Source organism: Sinorhizobium sp. 8-89 (assembly GCF_030124325.1).
Lineage (GTDB): Bacteria > Pseudomonadota > Alphaproteobacteria > Rhizobiales > Rhizobiaceae > Sinorhizobium.
The window spans coordinates 385,105-403,338 of the sequence record NZ_JASKLR010000003.1 but is presented as its reverse complement, the minus strand read 5'-3'; the positions used below and the strand labels follow the sequence as shown (position 1 = coordinate 403,338).

The window sequence follows — 18,234 nt, the reverse complement described above, 5'->3', positions numbered from 1 at the left end:
CTGTTTTCATTTCAATTGACTGTCCCCTCCCCACAAGAGGGACGGGCTCGCTGGCGTTACCGTCCGGCCCCGATTCGGCCCCCGCAGCTGGCAACAGCCCAGATTGAGTGAGAAGGCTGTCCGGGGGAAGCCTCTCCCCCTTGTGGCGAAGGGATGGGAAGGAGAATTTCTTATGCCCGTTCGAAACCGCGCGCGACCTCCCAATCGGTTACGCGTCGGTCATATTCCTCCTGCTCCCACCGCGCCGCGCGGGTGTAATGGTCGATCACATCGTCGCCGAAGGCGGCGCGCAGCATTTTCGAGCCGGTCAATGCCTCGGTCGCATCCCTCAGCGTTTGCGGGATCTCGCGTATGTCCTTGCCGTGATAGGCATCGCCGACGAAGGGCGCTTCGAGTTCCATCTTGCCTTCGATACCGGATATCCCGGCCGTGATCAAAGCGGCAAAGGCAAGGTATGGATTGAGGTCGGAACCTCCGACGCGGCATTCGATGCGGATCGATTTGGTGTCTTCGCCGCAAAGGCGATAGCCGGCGGTGCGGTTGTCCTTGCTCCAGATCGCCTTGGTCGGCGCGAAGGTACCGGCCATGAAACGCTTGTAGGAGTTGATGTAAGGCGCAAGGAAATAGGTGATCTCGCTCGCATGGGTCAGAAGGCCGGCCACGTAATGCCGCATCAGCTCGGACATGCCGTGACGCGCGCTCTTGTCGAAGAAGAGCGGCGTCTCGCCATCGGCACTCCAGAGCGACTGATGGATATGCGAGGACGAGCCGGCAGCCGAATAGTTCCACTTAGCGAGGAAGGTGACGGCCTTGCCGCGCTGCCAGGCGATTTCCTTGCAGCCGTTCTTGATGATCGCATGGCGGTCGGCCATGGCGAGCGCATCGGCGTAGCGGACGTTGATTTCTTCCTGACCGGCAGAAGCCTCACCCTTGGAATTCTCTACCGGGATGTCGGCGCCCTGAAGGCCGTTGCGGATCGCCCGCATCACATCCTCTTCCTTGGTCGTCTGGAAGATATGGTAATCCTCGTTGTAGCCGCTGGCGAGCTGCAGGTCGCGATAGCCGGACTGGCGTGCGTCGTCATAAGATTGGTCAAAGAGGAAGAATTCGAGCTCGCTCGCCATTAAAGCCTTCAGACCCATGGCCTCGAGGCGTGCAATCTGCTTCTTGAGGATGGCGCGGGGCGAATGCGGCACCTCTTCGTGCGTGTGGTGATCGAGCACGTCGCAGATGACCAGCGCCGTGCCTTCCAGCCACGGGATGCGCCGGAGCGTCGCAAGGTCCGGCTTCATCGTATAGTCGCCGTAGCCCTTCTCCCAGCTCGTCGCCTTGTAGCCGGAGACCGTTTCCATCTCCATGTCGGTCGCAAGCAGATAGTTACAGCTATGCGTTTCCTTCCACGCGCTTTCGACGAAATATTCCGCATGGAAGCGCTTGCCCATCAGGCGGCCCTGCATGTCCACCTGGCAGGCGAGCACGGTGTCGATGTGGCCTTCGGCCACGTCTTTCTTCAGGTCGTCGAAAGTGTACTTGGCGGTCATGGAAAAGTCCTGGTTCCGGCATCGCGCCGGTTTGAGTTAGTCGATCTGCATCCGGGCCGGCCCCCCGGCACCGGATGCGAATTGGGAGGCGAGCCGCCAATTAGCCGTAGCGATAAGGCGGGCCTGCCTTTTCCATTGTCGCGCGGTATTTCTTCAGGATGTCGACGACTTTCGCGGCGCGCGGGCTGGTGGCGGCAATTTCGTCCCAGAATTTGAGCGCCTCTTCCTCGACTGTCTTCCATTCCTCGTCAGGAATGGTTGTCAACTCGAGCTTCGTTCCTTCGGCGCGCAATTTGGCCTCGCCGCCCCAATACCAATGCTGGCGGTAGTAGTGCGAGGAATCGATGCAGAGACGGAAAAGCGTCTGCAGATGTTCGGGTACTTCCTTCCAGCGCGCGGAGTTCGCGAAGAACGAACCGCACCAGGCACCCGAAATATTGTTCGTCAGGAAGTACTTGGTCACGTCTGCCCAACCGACAGTGTAGTCTTCAGTAATGCCCGACCAGGCGAGACCGTCGAGTTCGCCCGTCTGCATGGCAACCTGCACGTCTTCCCAAGGCAGTGTCACCGGCACGACCCCGAAGCGCGTGAGGAACTTGCCGGCCGTCGGGAACGTGAAGACACGCAGCCCCTTGAGGTCGGCCAATGTCTTGATCGGCTTAACCGTGGCAAAGTTGCACGGATCCCACGATCCGGCGGAAAGCCAGGTGACGCCTTCGACCTCGCCGTAGGCTTCGGCCCAGATTTCGTTGAGGCCGTATTGATGGAATAACGTCGGCACGTCGAGGCTGTAGCGCGAGGCGAAGGGGAAGTAGCCGCCGAAGACCTTGATGTCGACTGGCGAGGCCATCGAGTCGTCGTCGCTCTGCACGGCATCGATAGTGCCCGCCTGCATCGCGCGGAAGAGTTCGCCCGTCGGAACGAGCTGGTCGGCGGTGTAGAGGTCGATCTGCATTTCGCCGTTGGCCGCCTTGTTGAACGCATCGATCGCCGGCTTGATTACGTGCTCGGCCAGTGCGGGGCCGGCATAGGTCTGCAGGCGCCAAGTGATCTTACGGGACTGTGCGCGCACGGCAGGCGCTGAAAGCGCAGTTGTTCCGGCTGCCGCGGCGAGCCCGGCTTTCCTCAGGAAATCGCGTCTGTTGGTCATCGTCTTGTTTCCCTCTGTCTTTGTTGAAGAAGCATTCCTTATTTTACTTTGTCTCCGCGAAACGCCGTGCGGAGAAGTCTCTTCCGGCCTGTCCTGTCACCCTCTCACATAAACGTTCTGCGGAAGCCAAAGCGCGATCTCCGGGAAAGCCGTCACGATCGCTAGTCCTACGATCATCACCGCAACAAAGGGGAACACGGACTTGTAGATGTCGATCAGCGATATCTCGGGCGGCGCCATGGCCCTCATTAGGAACAGGTTGTATCCAAAGGGCGGGGTCATGTAGGCGATCTGGCAAGTGATCGTATAAAGGACGCCATACCAGATGAGGTCGAAACCGAGGCTGCCGACAAGCGGGATGTAGAGCGGCGCAACAATCACGAGCATGGCCGTATCGTCGAGAAACGTGCCCATGATCAAATAGGAAATTTGCATCAGGATCAGCACTTCCCAGGGGCCCAGACCCCATTTCTCCAGGAACAGATATTCGATGGCCTTGACGGCGCCGAGGCCATCGAAAACTGCTCCGAAGCAAAGCGCCGCCAGAATGATCCACATAAACATGCAGGATATCCCGAGCGTCTGCTCGATCGTTTTGTCGAACACGGTCCATGTCAGGCGACCCTTCCACCACGCAGCGGCAAGCGCCGAAATCGCCCCCACCGCCGAGCTTTCGACCAGGCTCGTAACGCCCATGACGAAAAGGCCCATCATCAGGAAGAAGATCATGAAGGGCAGGATGCCGGCCCGCAGCAGCTTAAGCTTCTCGGCCAGCGGGATGTTGCGTTCCTCCTTTGGCAACGCCGGTCCCAGATGAGGCTGAATCTTGCAGCGGATGACCACGTAGATGGAAAACAGCAACGCCAGCAGCAAACCCGGGAAAACGCCCGCGAGCCAGAGCTGGCCGACCGGCTGACGTGCAATCATGCCGTAGAGCACAAGCACGACGCTCGGCGGAACCAGAATGCCGAGCGAACTGCCCGCCTGAATGACGCCGGAAACCATGATCTTGTCGTAGCCGCGGCGCAAAAGCTCGGGCAGCGCGATCGTCGCGCCGATCGCCATTCCGGCGACGCTCAGCCCGTTCATAGCCGAAATGATGACCATCAATCCGATGGTGCCGAGTGCGAGCCCGCCGCGTAAGCCCCCCATCCAGACATGGAACATCTTATAGAGATCCTCGGCGATGCCGGACTCCGACAGCATGTACCCCATGAAAATGAAGAGCGGCAGCGTCAGGAGCGGATACCACTTCATCAGTTTCATCGAGGCGGCGAAGGCCATTTCGAAGCCGCCATTACCCCAGAGGAAGGCAGCGGAGACCACTCCGACGACACCGATGGCAGCAAAAACGCGCTGGCCGGTAAGCATGGTCATCATCATGGACGAGAACATCATGAAGGCGATCAGTTCATAGCTCATACGATCGGTCTCCCCATCGCCAGAGCCAAGTCCTTGATGAAGATGGATGTCGCCTGAAGGAGAGTGAGCGCGACGCCGATCGTCATGATGATCTTGATGGGAGCCATGTAGGGCGCCCAGCTCGAGTAGCTCGTCTCTCCGTATTTCAGCGCATAGGCTGTGCTGGAAACGCCGCCAAAAAGCAGGAAGGCCAAGTAGACGAATAGCATGGTGATGGTTACGGCGTCGACGGCCGCACGCGTTCGCAACGTCCAGCGTCCATAGAGCAGGTCCATGCGCACATGACTGTTGAGTTGCAGCGAATAGGCGCCACCAAGGAGATAGTAGGCGGCCATCACGAACTGCGCCATTTCGAGCGTCCAGAGCGAGGGTAGGAGCCATGCTTTCGATACCGATGAATAGAGCAGGATGCCCATCATCGCGAAGATAAGATACATGGTCGCTCTGCCGACGTGTCGATTGAACCCATCGACGACGCGGACATATGTCTTCAAATATTCAGGCATGGTGGCGCCCCTGCCGAGGGTGTGGGTTATCCGGCCGAGGAAACGCGCCTCCCCTTGCTGCCGATCCAAGCATTGGCTGTCTTGCTCCTGTTCATGATCACCACCGCGGCTTTGCCGCTCCCCAGGGTCTTCTTATCGTGCTGGAAGGGCGGCCGCGCTCTTTGCGAGGAGCCCCTCCAGATAATCAGCCATGACCCTCTGGCTAATCTCGTCGCGAATGAGATCGTTTCTGATCTCGATCATCACGTTCGGCAGTCCGTTTCGCACGCCGTACTCCACCAGACTGTGGGTGACACCATCCGCCGGTCCATAGGGCTCGTTCCGGCGGATATCGTAGGCGACCTCCCCATCAGTCGCGATCTCAAGCATGCGGTCGGCAAGCCGGCTGTCGGCATCGTGCAGGATGCCGATTTCGACGGCGCGCGGGTTGCCGAAATAAACGGGCGTGAAACTGTGCATGGTGACAAGGATGAGGCGCCGCCCGGCGGCCTTGCGCTCGGACACGAACCGCCCCACGGCATCACGAAACGGCAGGTAAATTTCCTGCACCCTTGCCTGACGTTCGGCAGCCGACATCGCCTTGTTGCCCGGCACCTCGTAAATTTCGCTGACCGCCGGCATCGCCGCGTCGGACTCGGGCGGCCGGTTGCAGTCATAGGCAAGGCGAGAAAAGCGTTGATGGATGAGCGCGCCATCGAGCCTCTCGGCAAGATGCCTGGCGACCGTCAGCGCGCCGGGGTCCCAGGCGATGTGGCTCTCCAGTGCTTCTTTTGAAAGGCCGAGCGTCCCCAGGCGCTCCGGCAGGCGGCGCGACGCGTGCTCGCAGACGAAGAGAAACTCTCCCTTCCCGTCGGCATTGTCGATGGCGACCGGATCGCCCTCTGCCTGCGTCAAAAGTCCCGTCAAAACCGGCACCCCCAAATTGCCTCGTCAGACGATCTTGATGAAAAGAATTCTTCACGAATCAGAGAGTGTCAACGAAAATCTGAAACGATCTCTTCAAAAAGCAGATTGACTCCGATTGTGACAGCGATGTTTAATTCGTCACAAGCTGGCACAGACCAGTTCAGGGGCACGACATTGAGCAGCAAAGCGGCATCCATGACGGTGTCGGATGTGATCAACGCACATTTCGCGGCGCTGACGCGCGCCGAGAAGCGATTGGCGGAGACACTCCTCGACAACTATCCAGTCTCCGGGCTCGGTTCGATCACTACGGTCGCCGAGAACGCCGGCGTTTCGACGCCAACCGTGGCGCGCATGGTCCAGAAGCTGGGTTTCCGCGGATTTCCGGACTTTCAGTCAAGGCTGCACCAGGAGCTCGAGGCGACGATTTCCAATCCGATCGCCAAGCATGATCGCTGGGCCGCCAGCGCCCCCGGCACGCACACGCTGAACCGGTTCGCCGACGCGGTCATGGGAAACATGCGCCAGACGCTGTCCCAGATAGAACCGCGCGAATTCGACCAAACCGCCACCCTGATCGCCGATAGCAAGCGCAATATCTATCTTGCCGGCGGGCGTATCACCCGCTCGATGGCGGACTACTTCTTCACCCATCTCCAGGTCATCCGCACCGGCGTGACGCAGATCGCCGCCAACCCGAGCTCCTGGCCGCACTACGTCTTGGACATGAAGCAGGGCGACGTTCTGATCCTGTTCGATATCCGCCGGTACGAACAGGAGATGGAAACGCTTGCCCGCTTCGCCCGTGATCGGGGCGTCGAAATCGTTCTCTTCACCGACCAGTGGGGTTCGCCGGTCGCCAAGTCCTCTTCCAAGGTCTTTCGCGTGCAGATCGAAGCACCCTCGGCCTGGGATAGTTCGGTGATGCTGCTCTTTCTCGTCGAGGCGCTGATCGAGGCCGTGCAGAACATGAACTGGGACGACACACGGGACCGGATGAAGATGCTTGAAGGCCTGTTCGATTCGACGCGCATCTTTCGCAGGCCGGTCTAGGGAGGAACCGGCTGTTTATGGACCAAGCTAACGGCTGCGGTGCAAATCGAGGCGACCGCCGTCCAGTGACCGACACGCATGGCGCGAACGGGACAGAGCGTGTCACACAGGTTTCATCGCGTCTCATTAACAGCATCGCCGAAATTACAACGAACGAAAGCACATAAGGAGAACGTCAGTGATTTCAAAGACTCAACGCCTGCTCTCGCTTTCCACCGCCATGCTGCTCGCAACGTCGGCGATCGCCGTCGCCGAGCCGAGCGAGGAGCTTATCGCCGCCGCCAAGAAGGAAGGCACGCTGACCACGATCGCGCTCCCGCACACCTGGTGCGGTTACGGCGACGTCATTGCCGGCTTCAAGGCCAAGTACGGCATCGAAGTCAACGAACTGAACCCGGACGCCGGTTCGGGTGACGAAATCGAAGCGATCAAGGCCAACAAGGGCAACACCGGCCCGCAGGCACCCGACGTGATCGACGTCGGTCTCTCCTTCGGTCCGTCGGCGAAGGCCGAAGGCCTGATCCAGCCCTACAAGGTCTCGACCTGGGACACGATCCCGGACAGCGCCAAGGACGCCGACGGTTACTGGTATGGCGATTATTACGGCGTTCTGTCGTTCGTGGTGAACACCGACATCGTCAAGGACGTGCCGAAGGACTGGGCCGACCTCAAGAAGTCGGACTATGCGAACGCGGTCGCGCTCGCCGGCGATCCGCGCGCGTCCAACCAGGCCGTGCAGGCCGTCTATGCAGCCGGTCTCGCTGCCGGTGAAAAAGATGCTGCCAAGGCCGGCGAAGCTGGTCTCGCCTTCTTCGCCGAGGTCAACAAGGCCGGCAACTTCGTTCCGGTCATCGGCAAGTCCGCCTCGCTGGCGCAAGGCTCGACCCCGATCATCATCGCCTGGGACTATAACGGTCTCTCCTGGCGCGACAGCCTGAACGGCAACCCGCCGGTCGAAGTCGTGGTTCCGGCTTCGGGCGTCGTCGCCGGCGTCTACGTCCAGGCAATCTCGGCCTTCGCTCCGCATCCGAACGCAGCGAAGCTCTGGATGGAATACCTCTATTCGGACGAGGGCCAGCTCGGCTGGCTGAAGGGCTATTGCCACCCGATCCGCTTCAACGATCTCGCCAAGAACGGCAAGATCCCGCAGGAAATGCTCGACAAGCTGCCGCCGGCAGCAGCCTATGAGAAGGCTGTCTTCCCGACGCTTGAAGAGCAGGAAGCCGGAAAGACGGCAATCACCACCAAGTGGGATAGCGTCGTCGGCGCCAACGTACAGTAACCGCAAGATCGGCCTCCCCTCCGCACGCGCGGCGGGGAGGCTTCCTTTGACGCCGGGACAGCCGAAACGCGATGACGACAACAACAGCCGCAGCACCCCTGATCAGCAAACGGGCGATTATCGATTGGCTCGGCATCGCGCCGTTCATGATTTTCGCGCTGATGTTCCTGATCGTCCCGACGCTCTATCTCGTGACCGGCGCCTTTCTGACGCCCGAGGGCGAGCTCACTTTCAAGAACATCGCCGATCTCTTCACGCCTTCGATTCTCTCTGCCTATTGGATCTCGATCCGGGTCTCGGTCGCCTCCTCGCTCGGCGGCGCGCTGATCGGTTTCTTCCTTGCCTGGGCGATCGTGCTCGGCGGCGTGCCGACCTGGGTCCGCTCCGGCCTCCTCACCTTCTCCGGCGTCGCTTCGAATTTCGCCGGCGTGCCGCTGGCCTTCGCGTTTCTCGCAACCCTTGGCCGCACCGGCCTCGTGACGGTTTTCCTGCGCGACTGGTTCGGTTTCAATCTCTATTCGACCGGCTTCAACCTGCTGAGCTTCTTCGGCCTCACCATCACCTACATGTATTTCCAGATCCCGCTGATGGTGCTGATCCTGACCCCGGCGCTCGACGGCATGAAGAAGGAATGGCGCGAGGCATCCGAGATCCTCGGCGCCTCGACCTGGCAATACTGGCGCATGGTGGCGCTGCCGATCCTCTGGCCGAGCCTGCTCGGCACGACACTCCTGCTTTTCGCCAACGCTTTTGGCGCAATCGCCACGGCCTACGCGCTTACCGGCAGTTCGCTCAACATAGTGCCGATCCTGCTCTATGCGCAGATCCGCGGCGACGTGCTGCACAACCCCAATCTTGGCTATGCGCTGGCGCTCGGCATGATCGTCATCACCGGCATCTCCAACATTCTCTACATCTGGCTGCGGATGCGCGCCGAACGGTGGCAAAAATGAAAGCACAACGCCTCGGCGCCTGGATCGCCATCGCTATCGGAGCGAGCTATTTCATTATTCCGCTGCTCGGCACCCTGGAATTCTCGCTGCGCATGCGCCGCGGCGAATATTCCTTCGACGCCTACCAGTCGGTCTTCGCCGACATCCAGTTCCGCGAAACCTTCGGCTATTCGATGATGATGGCGCTCCTGACCATCATCTTCGGGATGTTGCTCGTCGTGCCGACCGCCTACTGGGTGCGGCTGCGCCTGCCGCAGGTGCGACCGGTCGTCGAATTCATCACGCTGCTGCCGCTCGTCATCCCGGCGATCGTCATCGTCTTCGGCTACCTGCGTCTCTACAACTCCTCATCGATGCTGCCGCTGACCGGCTCGACCTCCGGAACGAACGCGCTGTTGATGTTTTCCTACATGACGCTATCGCTCCCCTACATGTATCGCGCGGTCGATACAGCCATGCGGGCGATCGACGTCAGGACACTGACGGAAGCGGCCGAGAGCCTTGGCGCCAAATGGCCGACGATCCTCTTCCGCTGCATCTTCCCGAACGTGATGAGCGGCGTGCTGTCCGGCTCCTTCATCACCTTCGCGATCGTGATGGGTGAATTCACCATGGCCGCGCTGCTCAATCGGCCCGCCTTCGGCCCCTACCTGCAGCTCGTCGGGGCTAACAAGGCCTACGAGCCCTCGGCGCTCGCCGTTATCGCGTTTGCCATCACCTGGCTCAGCATGGGTCTGATCCAGCTCGTCTCCCGTTTCCAGAAATCCGCTCCGGCCAAGGCTTGATCACATGGCATTCCTGACACTGACCAACATCCAGAAGTCCTTCGGCCCGGTTCAGGTCGTGCACAACTTCAACATGGGCATCGACAAGGGCGAGTTCGTTTCCTTTCTCGGACCCTCCGGCTGCGGCAAGACCACGATCCTGCGGATGATTGCCGGGTTCGAGAGCCCGTCGGACGGCTCCGTCATCATCGACGGCAAGAACCAGGGCTCATTGAAGCCGAACCAGCGCAATATCGGCATGGTGTTTCAGGCCTATGCGCTATTCCCGAACATGAACGTGCACGACAACGTCGCCTTCGGCCTCAAGGTCGCGGGCGCTTCCAAAACGGAAATTGATCAACGGGTGAAGCAGATGCTCGGGCTCATCAAGCTCGAGCACCTGGCGGACCGCTTCCCCTATCAATTATCCGGCGGCCAGCAGCAACGCGTGGCGCTTGCCCGCGCGCTTGCGGTCAAGCCGCAAGTGCTGCTGCTCGACGAGCCCCTCTCCGCCCTCGACGCGAAAATCCGCGTGTCGCTGCGCGAAGAGATCCGGCAGATCCAGCAGCAGCTCGGCATTACCACCGTCTTCGTGACGCACGACCAGGAGGAGGCGCTGTCGATATCGGACCGCATCGTCGTCATGAACGCCGGCCACGCCGACCAGATCGGCACACCCTTCGAGATCTACAACACGCCGGCAACCCGTTTCGTCGCGTCTTTTGTCGGTACGTTGAACATCATCGAGGGAAAGGTCGCGGACCCCTCCGCCGGCGCAGTCACCATTGGCGGCCAGAGGATTTCGCTGAGGGAGTCGATCGCTGGCCTGAAGGGCGGCGACAGCATCTCGCTTGCACTGCGCCCGGAAGCGGGCTCGATTGCCGAGGGCGCCAGGGGCGATACCGCGCTTATCGGCGAAGTCGTCTCCACGAGCTTCCTTGGCTCGGTCATCCGGACAAAACTGCGTGTCGGCAGCGACATCATCTCCTTCGACACGTTCAACGATCCCGGCCTCACGCTGCCGGTCTCGGGTGAAAACGTCACCCTGCGCTTCGCCGCCAAGGACCTGCTCGTCATCCGTGAATAGGGGCCGCTGATTGCCGGAAAGAATTGTCCGGCAACGCGCCTGCTTTGGAAAAATCTGTCGCGTTTTTTCACTTCCGCGTCGTTGCGCGCGTTTGACCGCCACCGGTCGATCTATATAGTCGCAAGCGTTCTCAGGGCGGGGCGCAATTCCCCACCGGCGGTAGCGATCATCCGATCGAAGCCCGCGAGCGCTTCGGAAGCCGTGCGTCCAATTGGACGCACGAAGGTGTTCGGAGGTCAGCAGATCCGGTCGAATTCCGGAGCCGACGGTTACAGTCCGGATGGAAGAGAGCAAGCAGGAGCGGAGTCCCATCCGGGCTCTCCGCGCGTGCATGTTCGCCCGACGGGATCATTGGAAAAACGCCAAACCCTGAAAGGCTTGAGACCATGACCGTTCTTTCCCAACCCTCCGCCAGAATTGCAGTCGTCCGCGCCCGCTGGCATGCCGACATCGTCGATCAGTGCGTCGACGCTTTCGTCGCGCAGTGGACGAAACTCGGCGGCAATGCGGCCGACGTCGAGATCTTCGACGTGCCGGGGGCTCTCGAAATCCCGCTTCACGCGCAGAAGCTCGCGAGGACCGGGCGCTATTCGGCGATCCTCGGTACGGCCTTCGTGGTGAACGGCGGCATCTACCGCCACGACTTCGTCGCCGGTACCGTGCTTGACGGCATGATGCGGGTGCAGCTCGACACCGACGTGCCGGTCCTTTCCGCCGTGCTCACCCCGCACAACTTCCAGGAAAGCGAACCCCTGATCGCCTTCTTCCGCGACCATTTCATCGTCAAGGGCGAAGAGGCCGCCAATGCCTGCGCACAGATCCTGGACGCCCGCGCCAAGCTGGCACTGATCGGCGCCTGACGGCGCGACATTTGCGGTCTTAACGAGGGGCACGACCGGCGTCGGTCGTGCCCCTGCTGCATGTTTCGTTGAATCGGAGCGATGCAACGCGATCGGCGCGATTGAAAACCCCGACCTCCTACAGTATGGAAACTTGACTACAAAATGAAAGATTAGGCACTACGCCGGGCCGACCTACCCGCGAACGGGAATGCGACGATGACATTTCAACCGCGCATGCAAAACAAGATCAGCGGTTTCTCTGTCATAGGCGGGCTGCACCGGCGTCATTGGAACGGCGTTGTCGCCGACGTGTGGGATGTCGAGTGCGTTCCTCACGCCGGCGGATATTACGTCGCGGAAGATCCGCGTATGTTCATCGTGCTCGACGCCAGGGGCGGAGGCAATTGCCGCGTCAAGCTAGCCTCTAACGGCAGAAGCACCGTCCAGAACTATCATCGGCAGGCCCTCTCCTACATACCGGCCGGCGTGGAGCTCTGGACCGATGTCGTCGATATCCAGTACCTGCGGCATCTCGACCTGCATTTCGATGTCGATGTGCTCAGCCGCCGTCTGATGGAAGATCTCGACCCCAGCGCGGTCGAGACGCCTCGGCTGATGTTTCAGGACCCTCGTTTTCTGCAGCTTGCCGAGCTGATCGCCGCCGAATGCCTCAATCCGCAACCGCTGCACGACCTCTACGGCGACGGGCTGACGCTGGCGCTGTTCATCGACCTGATGAAAATCAACCGGAGCGCCCGTCGCAAACGCAGCCAGTTGGCGGCCTGGCAACTGCGCCGCGCGATCGACTACATCGGCGAAAACGTCGCCCGCAACGTCCGGCTTGAAGAGTTGGCGAATCTCACCGGCTTGTCGCAATCGCATTTCAGCCATGCCTTCAAGGCGTCGACAGGGATGGCGCCGCACCAATGGCAGACAAATACCCGGATCAAGCGCGCAAAAGAGATGCTGCTTGAGAACAACGCATCGCTGACCACAGTGGCGGCGGAAACAGGTTTTGCCGATCAGGCACACTTCACCCGCGTGTTCCGCAAGACGGTCGGCACGACGCCGGCGCTCTGGAAAAAGAGCCGTCTCTCCTGACGAAGATTGTCCCTGTATTGTCCGTGTGCGGTGCGGAGATTTGCGCAGGATCGTTCAATTTTCCCGGGTCCGGACAAGCCCCGCCCGATATACTTGAGATAAACGCTCATCTTATCAAGGTGAAGACCGGCTGTGCCGCGTTCTCCGGGGATGGAGCGCCGGACGGCTGATTTCGGGGCAGAAGTGCGATGCAAAGCAATGGCAGCGGGGCGCGTTTGAAAGACCTATTGGCAGGCGGGGCGGCATTTGCCGCAGTGCTGATCGCCGGAGCGGCGCAGGCTCAGGACGGCAGCGCCACCGAGCTTGAAAGACTGGTGGTCGAAGGCGGAACACCGGCGAACGGCAGCGCCACCGGCCCTGTTGACGGCTACGTGGCCAAGGCAACCGCAACGGGGTCGAAGACCGCCACGCCGCTGAGCGAAATCCCCCAGTCGGTCTCCGTCGTCGGTCGCGAGGAGCTGGACGATCGGGCCGTCGTCAACAAGGTCGATGAAGCCTTGCGCTATACGCCCGGCGTCATGGCCGCGCCCTTCGGCGTCGACGCCGATACGGACTGGTTCTATATCCGCGGCTTCGACGCGGCGCAGACCGGCGTTTTTCTCGACGGCCTCTCCCTCTTCAGCTACGCCTTCGGCAACTTCCAGATCGACCCCTTCATGCTGGAGCGGATCGAGGTGCTGAAGGGACCGGCCTCCGTGCTCTATGGCGGCGCCAATCCGGGCGGCATCATCAATCTGATCAGCAAGCGGCCGCTTGACGAGCCGCTCTACTACACGGAAGTTGGCATCAACAGTGATGGCAACGCCTTCACCGGCTTCGATGTCAACGACCGGCTGACCGAAGACGGAACCGTTCGCTACCGTCTGACCGGCAAGATCGCCGGCGGCGACAACTACTCGGATTTCTCCGAAGACCTGCGGGGTTTCATCCTGCCGCAAGTGACCTATGCCCCAGACGACGCGACTAGCCTGACGGTATTCGGCCTGCTGCAAGGGCTCGACCAGATCCATGTCGGCAACGGCTTCCTGCCCTATGTCGCAACGGTGGTCGACGCCCCCTTCGGCAAGATCGACCGTGATGCCTATTTCGGCGAACCCGATATCGACGAGGGAACCTACGCCCAACAGATGCTCGGCTATGAGTTCAAGCACGATTTCGACAATGGCTGGACCTTTACCCAGAACGCGCGTTTCGCCCATCTGCACAAGCACGAGCGGTACCCATACCCCTACGGCTATGTCGGCCCTGGCTTTGGCAATGTCGAGCCCATCGGTCCGGACTACCTTCTGAACCGCATCGGCTTCGAGGCGACGTCGAAGGTCGACAGCTTCTCGATCGACAACCGGGCGGAGAGGGATTTCGATCTCGGCGCCACGAATCACACCTTCCTCGCCGGGCTCGATTACAAATACTACCGCCTCGACCACATCGGGGCGTCGGGAGGCGCTACGCCGATCAGCCCCACCGATCCGGTCTATGGTGTGCCCCAAGGGCCGACGGCGGTCTATGTCAACCAGATTTTCACACAGCAGCAGATCGGCATCTATGCCCAGGATCAGGTGCGCTTCGGCGACGGTTGGCTCGTAACGCTCAATGGGCGCTACGACTATGTCGATACCGACCTCAAGAACGGCGCTACGGCCTGGGCCGGAGCTTCCAACTTCGGATATGATGACGGCGCGCTCAGCGGCCGCGCCGGCCTCGCTTACGAGTTCGACAACGGCTTCACGCCCTATGTAAGCGTCGCGACCTTCTTCAACCCTCTCGTGGGCTCACGCGACTCGAACCCTGATCCTGCGGTCACGACTTTGGTGCCCCTGAAGCCCGAAGAAGGCTACCAATATGAAGCGGGAATCAAATACGAGCCGACGTTTATCGACGGATTGTTCACCGCCTCAATCTTCGAGATAACCAAGCAGAACGTCCAGGTGACGGAGCCCATCCTTGGGCTCTCGAGCCAACTCGGCGAGGTGCGCTCCCGCGGGGTCGAGCTTGAAGGCAAGATCAATCTTGATGAGAACTGGAAGGTCATTTCCGCTTTCAGCTATACCGATCTCGAGATCACGGAAGACACCAACCCGTCGCTGCTCGGCAAGTCGCCCTATCTCATACCCGAAACGCAGGCTGCCCTGTGGCTCGACTACACGGTGACCAGTGGCGCGTTCGAAGGCGTGAGCCTCGGCGCAGGCGTGCGCCGCCAGGGCGAGTCCTGGGCTGACGTCGAGAACACGAAGAAAGTCCCGGCGGCGACGCTCGTCGATGCCGCGATCCGCTACGAGAGGAACGACTGGGCGGCCTCCCTCAACGTCGCCAACCTCTTCGACAAGGAATATGTCAAGGGATGCCAGGGACTCTTGACCTGCGGCTACGGCGAAAGCCGGACCTTCACGCTGAAGCTCAGCAAGACGTGGTGAGCGGCTATGCCCACAACGCCGGAGCGAATTGAATCACCTCGTGAAGCGCTTGAAACGGATCGTCAGGCGCCTCACGCAAAGCCTTGATGCGACTCAACAATTTCGTGCCCAAGCAAGGCCTCAATGCGCGCTCTGCCCGCCACCGAGCGCGCGTTCGAGTGCCCGCGCCTTGTGGCGATGGCCGGCGCGTTCGTAACCGATGACGGTGATGACCGGCGCGAACATCAGGATGATAAGGCAGACCGCCATGTCGATTCCCGCCATCGCCGCACCAACGGACGCGGCCAGCACGAGGACCGTGGCGCAGAACTGCCAGATGTGGCGACGCTCCATCGCCCTGACCAGATAGACGTACATGGCGTAGATCAAGCCTATGTAGATCGCGACGGGAACGGCAACGGTCAACACCGTCGCGACGGACGAGATATGCGCCTTGTGCTCGATATAGTAGGCAGCGACGTGCAGCCCGGCGCCCGTCGCCACGATCGCAGCGAAGATCAGCATATGCCCGTAGCCCCATACAACGGCGCGCTTCCGGAACTTGTGAAGGATTTCCGCGCTCGGGAGCGTGAAATAGATCCACCACATCCCGAAGGTTAGCCCCGTCCCGGCGATGCAGACAAGCGCCACGTCAAGGTTCCATCCCCGCCCCTCGACCACCGCCGTGACCGAGGCGACCGTTCCGACCACCCCTTCGCCGAGCGCGATGATGGCGAGCAGGCCGTAGCGCTCGGCGATATGGTGCGCATGCCAGGGCGTTCCGCCCTGCCGCGACTCCGCGATCACTGGCCCGGCCATTTCTACCGCGGTCAGCACGACCACGAAGGCAAGCGTCACCAGCAGGGAGAAATCGATGAAGATCAGCACGATCCAGCCAATCTGGGCGATGGAGACCGCTGTGGCGTAGGTGGTGCAGGCCTTGCGGCGGTGCGGATCCTGTCGCGCCGCCCTGAGCCACTGAAACACCATGGCGACGCGCATCACGACATAGCCTAGCACCATGATGCGATTGTCGAGATATTCTCCCTTGTCGATCGACTCGAACATCGGCGGCAGCCCGATGGCGAGAATGAGGACGCCGGCCATCTGCACCATGGTGACGCAGCGAAATGCCCAATCGTCGGTGTCATAGGCGGAAGCGAACCAGGAGAAATTCACCCAGGCCCAGCAGATCGCGAAGCTCGCGAAGCCGAAGCCGATCAGACCGGCTTTGAAATGTCCCTCGGCCAGCAGGTGGGCGAGCTGCGCGGCAGCAAGGCTGAAAGCGATGACGAATGTCAGGTCGAAGAGCAGCTCCAGCGGCGTCGCGGCGCGATGCCCCTCGTGCGGATCCCGCCCGCTCATCCTGGCGACATGATGGGCAATCGAATGCGGCTTGGACGGCGGGATCTCGGACATCGAACGCTCCGGCTTTTCTACGGCGCCGCGCGTCTTTCAGACGCACAAAGTTCGCTGTAGCACTTTGAATTGCTGCAGGTTTCCTCCTTAAATCGGCTCCGATTCGAGGAGACATGCAGAAGGGAATGTGACAATCCTCAATTATTCATCGGAAGCCAGTCAAGGCCGCACCTTTGAAATGGCGTCGAAACGCGCGTGACGCCTCAATGGCCGAGATTCTTGATGTAGAGCGAAAGAAGCTGGGTCTGCGAGGAGATGCCGAGCTTGCGATAGACGTTGCGTCGGTGAACCTTGACCGTGCCGGTCGAGATGCCGAGCTTGAGGCCGATCGATTCCGACGAGTGCCCCTGGAGCACCAACTCGACGATCGCCGCCTCCCTTTCCGTCAGGTTCAGATGTTGCCAGACGCCGTCGGCGGGCGGGTGCGCCGCCTTGCGGCGGCTCCGTCCCGTTTTCGCCAGCGCCGCGTCGAAGCGGCGACCGAGCTCGGCCCAGTGGTGGCGCACCAGCGCCGCCACCAGCGGCTCGGCCTTCTTGAGAAGCGCGAATTCCGCCGCGCTGAAGGTGCCGGTCGCCTCGCGCCGCATCAGCGAGAGAACGACGGTGATCTGGTCGCTGATCGGCACAAAGAAGCCGACCTCTTCCGCGAGCCCCGTCTGAACGTAGTAGGTCCGATAGTATTCGCTGGAGAAGAACCGATCGGGCGCAAGCTCCCTCATCCGCCAGACGCCGGGCTTCGGTGCGCATGCGGCATGATAGAAGGGATCGAGCAGATAGGGCCCGGCCTGATAGAGGCTGACGAAGAGGACATGGTCCTTCGCGTCGAAGGTGCTGTAGAGATCGATCGGGCGCTCCTTGCCGCGATAGGCGAAGACGACGACATAGTCGAAATTCATCAACGTCGACATCAGCCGGCGAAATGCGCCGCCGACAGCCTCATCGTCCATCGGCATACCGTCGATCAAGGGTACGAGTGCCTGAAAAAGTCCATCGAGGTCGATACTCAAATCGCGCTCCCGGCCGATTTTCCCGCTTCGGGGTATACTCCTTCCACAGGGCAATCCGGGTTGAAATACCTCTCTTGGGGTATATACCAGCGCGGCCGCCTTTGACTAGGCTGCTCGGTAATAGCGGCGGGAGAAGCGGCGTAAGAACCGCAAACGATCTCCAAAGATAACCGCAGGGAACAGACGTGACATCCGCTTCGACGAACGACATCGAATTCCGTTCGGTCGCCAAACGCTATGGCAGCGTCACGGCCGTATCGGACATCAACCTCGCAGTGCCAAAGGGCGCCTTCGTGGCCCTGCTCGGCCCTTCCGGCTGCGGCAAGACCACCTGCCTGCGCATGATCGGCGGCTTCGAGCAACCGAGCGAGGGCACGGTCTTTATCGGCGGTCAGCCGATGAACGGCGTGCCTGCCTATCGGCGGCCGGTCAACATGGTGTTCCAGCAATATGCGCTGTTCCCGCACCTCGATGTCGAACAGAACGTCGCCTACGGCTTGAAGCAGACGCGCCCGCGCATCCCCGCCGCCGAAATTGCCCGTCGAGCGAAGGAGGCGCTGGAGATGGTCCGTCTCGGCGGCTTCGGCAAGCGCCGCATCCACGAAATGTCCGGCGGCCAACAGCAGCGCGTGGCGCTCGCCCGCGCCATCGTCAACAAGCCGAAGGTGCTGCTCCTCGACGAACCGCTTGCCGCTCTCGACAAGAAGCTTCGCACCGCGATGCAGATCGAGCTCCAGAGCCTGCAACGCGAACTCGGCATCACATTCGTCCTCGTCACCCACGACCAGGAAGAGGCGTTGTCACTGAG

The 18,234-nt window shown here is 61.0% G+C and carries 16 protein-coding genes and 1 riboswitch; of the genes, 9 read left to right on the top strand and 7 right to left on the bottom strand.

The genetic code is table 11. The features are described from left to right. Positions 1-170: 170 nt before the first annotated feature. The 5 genes from QN219_RS09225 to QN219_RS09205 form a co-directional block, all read right to left on the bottom strand. Entirely contained in the window at positions 171-1,541 is a 1,371-nt protein-coding gene (locus tag QN219_RS09225) for a glutamine synthetase family protein (RefSeq protein WP_283999318.1), read from the bottom strand. A 100-nt stretch (positions 1,542-1,641) separates the two neighbouring features. Beyond that, the gene (locus QN219_RS09220) at positions 1,642-2,691 is read right to left on the bottom strand and encodes a TRAP transporter substrate-binding protein (protein WP_283999317.1); all 1,050 of its coding nucleotides are present in this window, start codon (positions 2,689-2,691) and stop codon (positions 1,642-1,644) included. Between the two features lie 96 nt (positions 2,692-2,787). After that, positions 2,788-4,113, bottom strand: coding sequence for a TRAP transporter large permease subunit (locus tag QN219_RS09215; protein WP_283999316.1), 1,326 nt, complete (start codon positions 4,111-4,113; stop codon positions 2,788-2,790). Beyond that, complete coding sequence (locus tag QN219_RS09210; RefSeq protein ID WP_283999314.1) at positions 4,110-4,619, bottom strand: TRAP transporter small permease subunit; 510 nt, start codon at positions 4,617-4,619, stop codon at positions 4,110-4,112. Before QN219_RS09210 ends, QN219_RS09215 begins: the two co-directional genes overlap by 4 nt. Before the next feature lie 132 nt (positions 4,620-4,751). After that, the gene (locus tag QN219_RS09205; RefSeq protein ID WP_283999502.1) at positions 4,752-5,525 is read right to left on the bottom strand and encodes an N-formylglutamate amidohydrolase; all 774 of its coding nucleotides are present in this window, start codon (positions 5,523-5,525) and stop codon (positions 4,752-4,754) included. A gap of 195 nt (positions 5,526-5,720) precedes the next feature. Here QN219_RS09205 and QN219_RS09200 point away from each other — a divergent pair, with 195 nt between their 5' ends. From QN219_RS09200 to QN219_RS09165, 8 genes are all read left to right on the top strand, one after another. Continuing rightward, positions 5,721-6,578, top strand: coding sequence for a MurR/RpiR family transcriptional regulator (locus tag QN219_RS09200; protein ID WP_405052120.1), 858 nt, complete (start codon positions 5,721-5,723; stop codon positions 6,576-6,578). A 178-nt stretch (positions 6,579-6,756) separates the two neighbouring features. Continuing rightward, complete coding sequence (locus tag QN219_RS09195; RefSeq protein ID WP_136510236.1) at positions 6,757-7,860, top strand: ABC transporter substrate-binding protein; 1,104 nt, start codon at positions 6,757-6,759, stop codon at positions 7,858-7,860. A 71-nt stretch (positions 7,861-7,931) separates the two neighbouring features. Continuing rightward, on the top strand, positions 7,932-8,813 hold the full coding sequence (locus QN219_RS09190; RefSeq protein WP_136510237.1) for an ABC transporter permease subunit: 882 nt from the start codon (positions 7,932-7,934) through the stop codon (positions 8,811-8,813). Continuing rightward, positions 8,810-9,598, top strand: a complete 789-nt coding sequence (locus QN219_RS09185; protein ID WP_283999310.1) for an ABC transporter permease — start codon at positions 8,810-8,812, stop codon at positions 9,596-9,598. The genes QN219_RS09190 and QN219_RS09185 overlap by 4 nt, the downstream gene beginning before the upstream one ends. Before the next feature lie 4 nt (positions 9,599-9,602). Further along, the gene (locus tag QN219_RS09180) at positions 9,603-10,664 is read left to right on the top strand and encodes an ABC transporter ATP-binding protein (RefSeq protein WP_283999309.1); all 1,062 of its coding nucleotides are present in this window, start codon (positions 9,603-9,605) and stop codon (positions 10,662-10,664) included. Between the two features lie 122 nt (positions 10,665-10,786). Beyond that, positions 10,787-10,960: riboswitch (FMN riboswitch) on the top strand. A 90-nt stretch (positions 10,961-11,050) separates the two neighbouring features. Further along, on the top strand, positions 11,051-11,524 hold the full coding sequence (locus QN219_RS09175; RefSeq protein WP_283999308.1) for a 6,7-dimethyl-8-ribityllumazine synthase: 474 nt from the start codon (positions 11,051-11,053) through the stop codon (positions 11,522-11,524). A gap of 198 nt (positions 11,525-11,722) precedes the next feature. After that, positions 11,723-12,607, top strand: coding sequence for an AraC family transcriptional regulator (locus tag QN219_RS09170; RefSeq protein ID WP_283999307.1), 885 nt, complete (start codon positions 11,723-11,725; stop codon positions 12,605-12,607). Between the two features lie 188 nt (positions 12,608-12,795). Then, a complete protein-coding gene (locus tag QN219_RS09165; protein ID WP_283999306.1) occupies positions 12,796-15,021 on the top strand; it encodes a TonB-dependent siderophore receptor in 2,226 nt (741 codons plus the stop codon). Between the two features lie 120 nt (positions 15,022-15,141). On the opposite strand, the gene QN219_RS09160 is transcribed toward QN219_RS09165, so the two are convergent. Together QN219_RS09160 and QN219_RS09155 are read right to left on the bottom strand one after the other, a co-directional pair. After that, positions 15,142-16,419: a low temperature requirement protein A gene (locus QN219_RS09160; RefSeq protein ID WP_283999305.1), complete on the bottom strand. Its 1,278-nt coding sequence runs from the start codon at positions 16,417-16,419 to the stop codon at positions 15,142-15,144. A 203-nt stretch (positions 16,420-16,622) separates the two neighbouring features. Continuing rightward, the gene (locus QN219_RS09155) at positions 16,623-17,426 is read right to left on the bottom strand and encodes a LuxR C-terminal-related transcriptional regulator (RefSeq protein WP_283999304.1); all 804 of its coding nucleotides are present in this window, start codon (positions 17,424-17,426) and stop codon (positions 16,623-16,625) included. A 185-nt stretch (positions 17,427-17,611) separates the two neighbouring features. On the opposite strand from QN219_RS09155, the gene QN219_RS09150 reads away from it, so the two are divergent. Further along, a partial coding sequence (locus tag QN219_RS09150) for an ABC transporter ATP-binding protein (protein WP_283999302.1) occupies positions 17,612-18,234 on the top strand: 623 nt, incomplete at its 3' end.

Excerpts from the sequence above, each read along its gene's own strand:
- QN219_RS09225 (WP_283999318.1), bottom strand. The coding sequence starts at position 1,541 with ATGACCGCCAAGTACACTTTCGACGACCTGAAGAAAGACGTGGCCGAA.
- QN219_RS09220 (WP_283999317.1), bottom strand. The coding sequence starts at position 2,691 with ATGACCAACAGACGCGATTTCCTGAGGAAAGCCGGGCTCGCCGCGGCA.
- QN219_RS09215 (WP_283999316.1), bottom strand. The coding sequence starts at position 4,113 with ATGAGCTATGAACTGATCGCCTTCATGATGTTCTCGTCCATGATGATG.
- QN219_RS09210 (WP_283999314.1), bottom strand. The coding sequence starts at position 4,619 with ATGCCTGAATATTTGAAGACATATGTCCGCGTCGTCGATGGGTTCAAT.
- QN219_RS09200 (WP_405052120.1), top strand. The coding sequence starts at position 5,721 with ATGACGGTGTCGGATGTGATCAACGCACATTTCGCGGCGCTGACGCGC.
- QN219_RS09190 (WP_136510237.1), top strand. The coding sequence starts at position 7,932 with ATGACGACAACAACAGCCGCAGCACCCCTGATCAGCAAACGGGCGATT.
- QN219_RS09185 (WP_283999310.1), top strand. The coding sequence starts at position 8,810 with ATGAAAGCACAACGCCTCGGCGCCTGGATCGCCATCGCTATCGGAGCG.
- QN219_RS09180 (WP_283999309.1), top strand. The coding sequence starts at position 9,603 with ATGGCATTCCTGACACTGACCAACATCCAGAAGTCCTTCGGCCCGGTT.
- QN219_RS09175 (WP_283999308.1), top strand. The coding sequence starts at position 11,051 with ATGACCGTTCTTTCCCAACCCTCCGCCAGAATTGCAGTCGTCCGCGCC.
- QN219_RS09170 (WP_283999307.1), top strand. The coding sequence starts at position 11,723 with ATGACATTTCAACCGCGCATGCAAAACAAGATCAGCGGTTTCTCTGTC.
- QN219_RS09165 (WP_283999306.1), top strand. The coding sequence starts at position 12,796 with ATGCAAAGCAATGGCAGCGGGGCGCGTTTGAAAGACCTATTGGCAGGC.
- QN219_RS09160 (WP_283999305.1), bottom strand. The coding sequence starts at position 16,419 with ATGTCCGAGATCCCGCCGTCCAAGCCGCATTCGATTGCCCATCATGTC.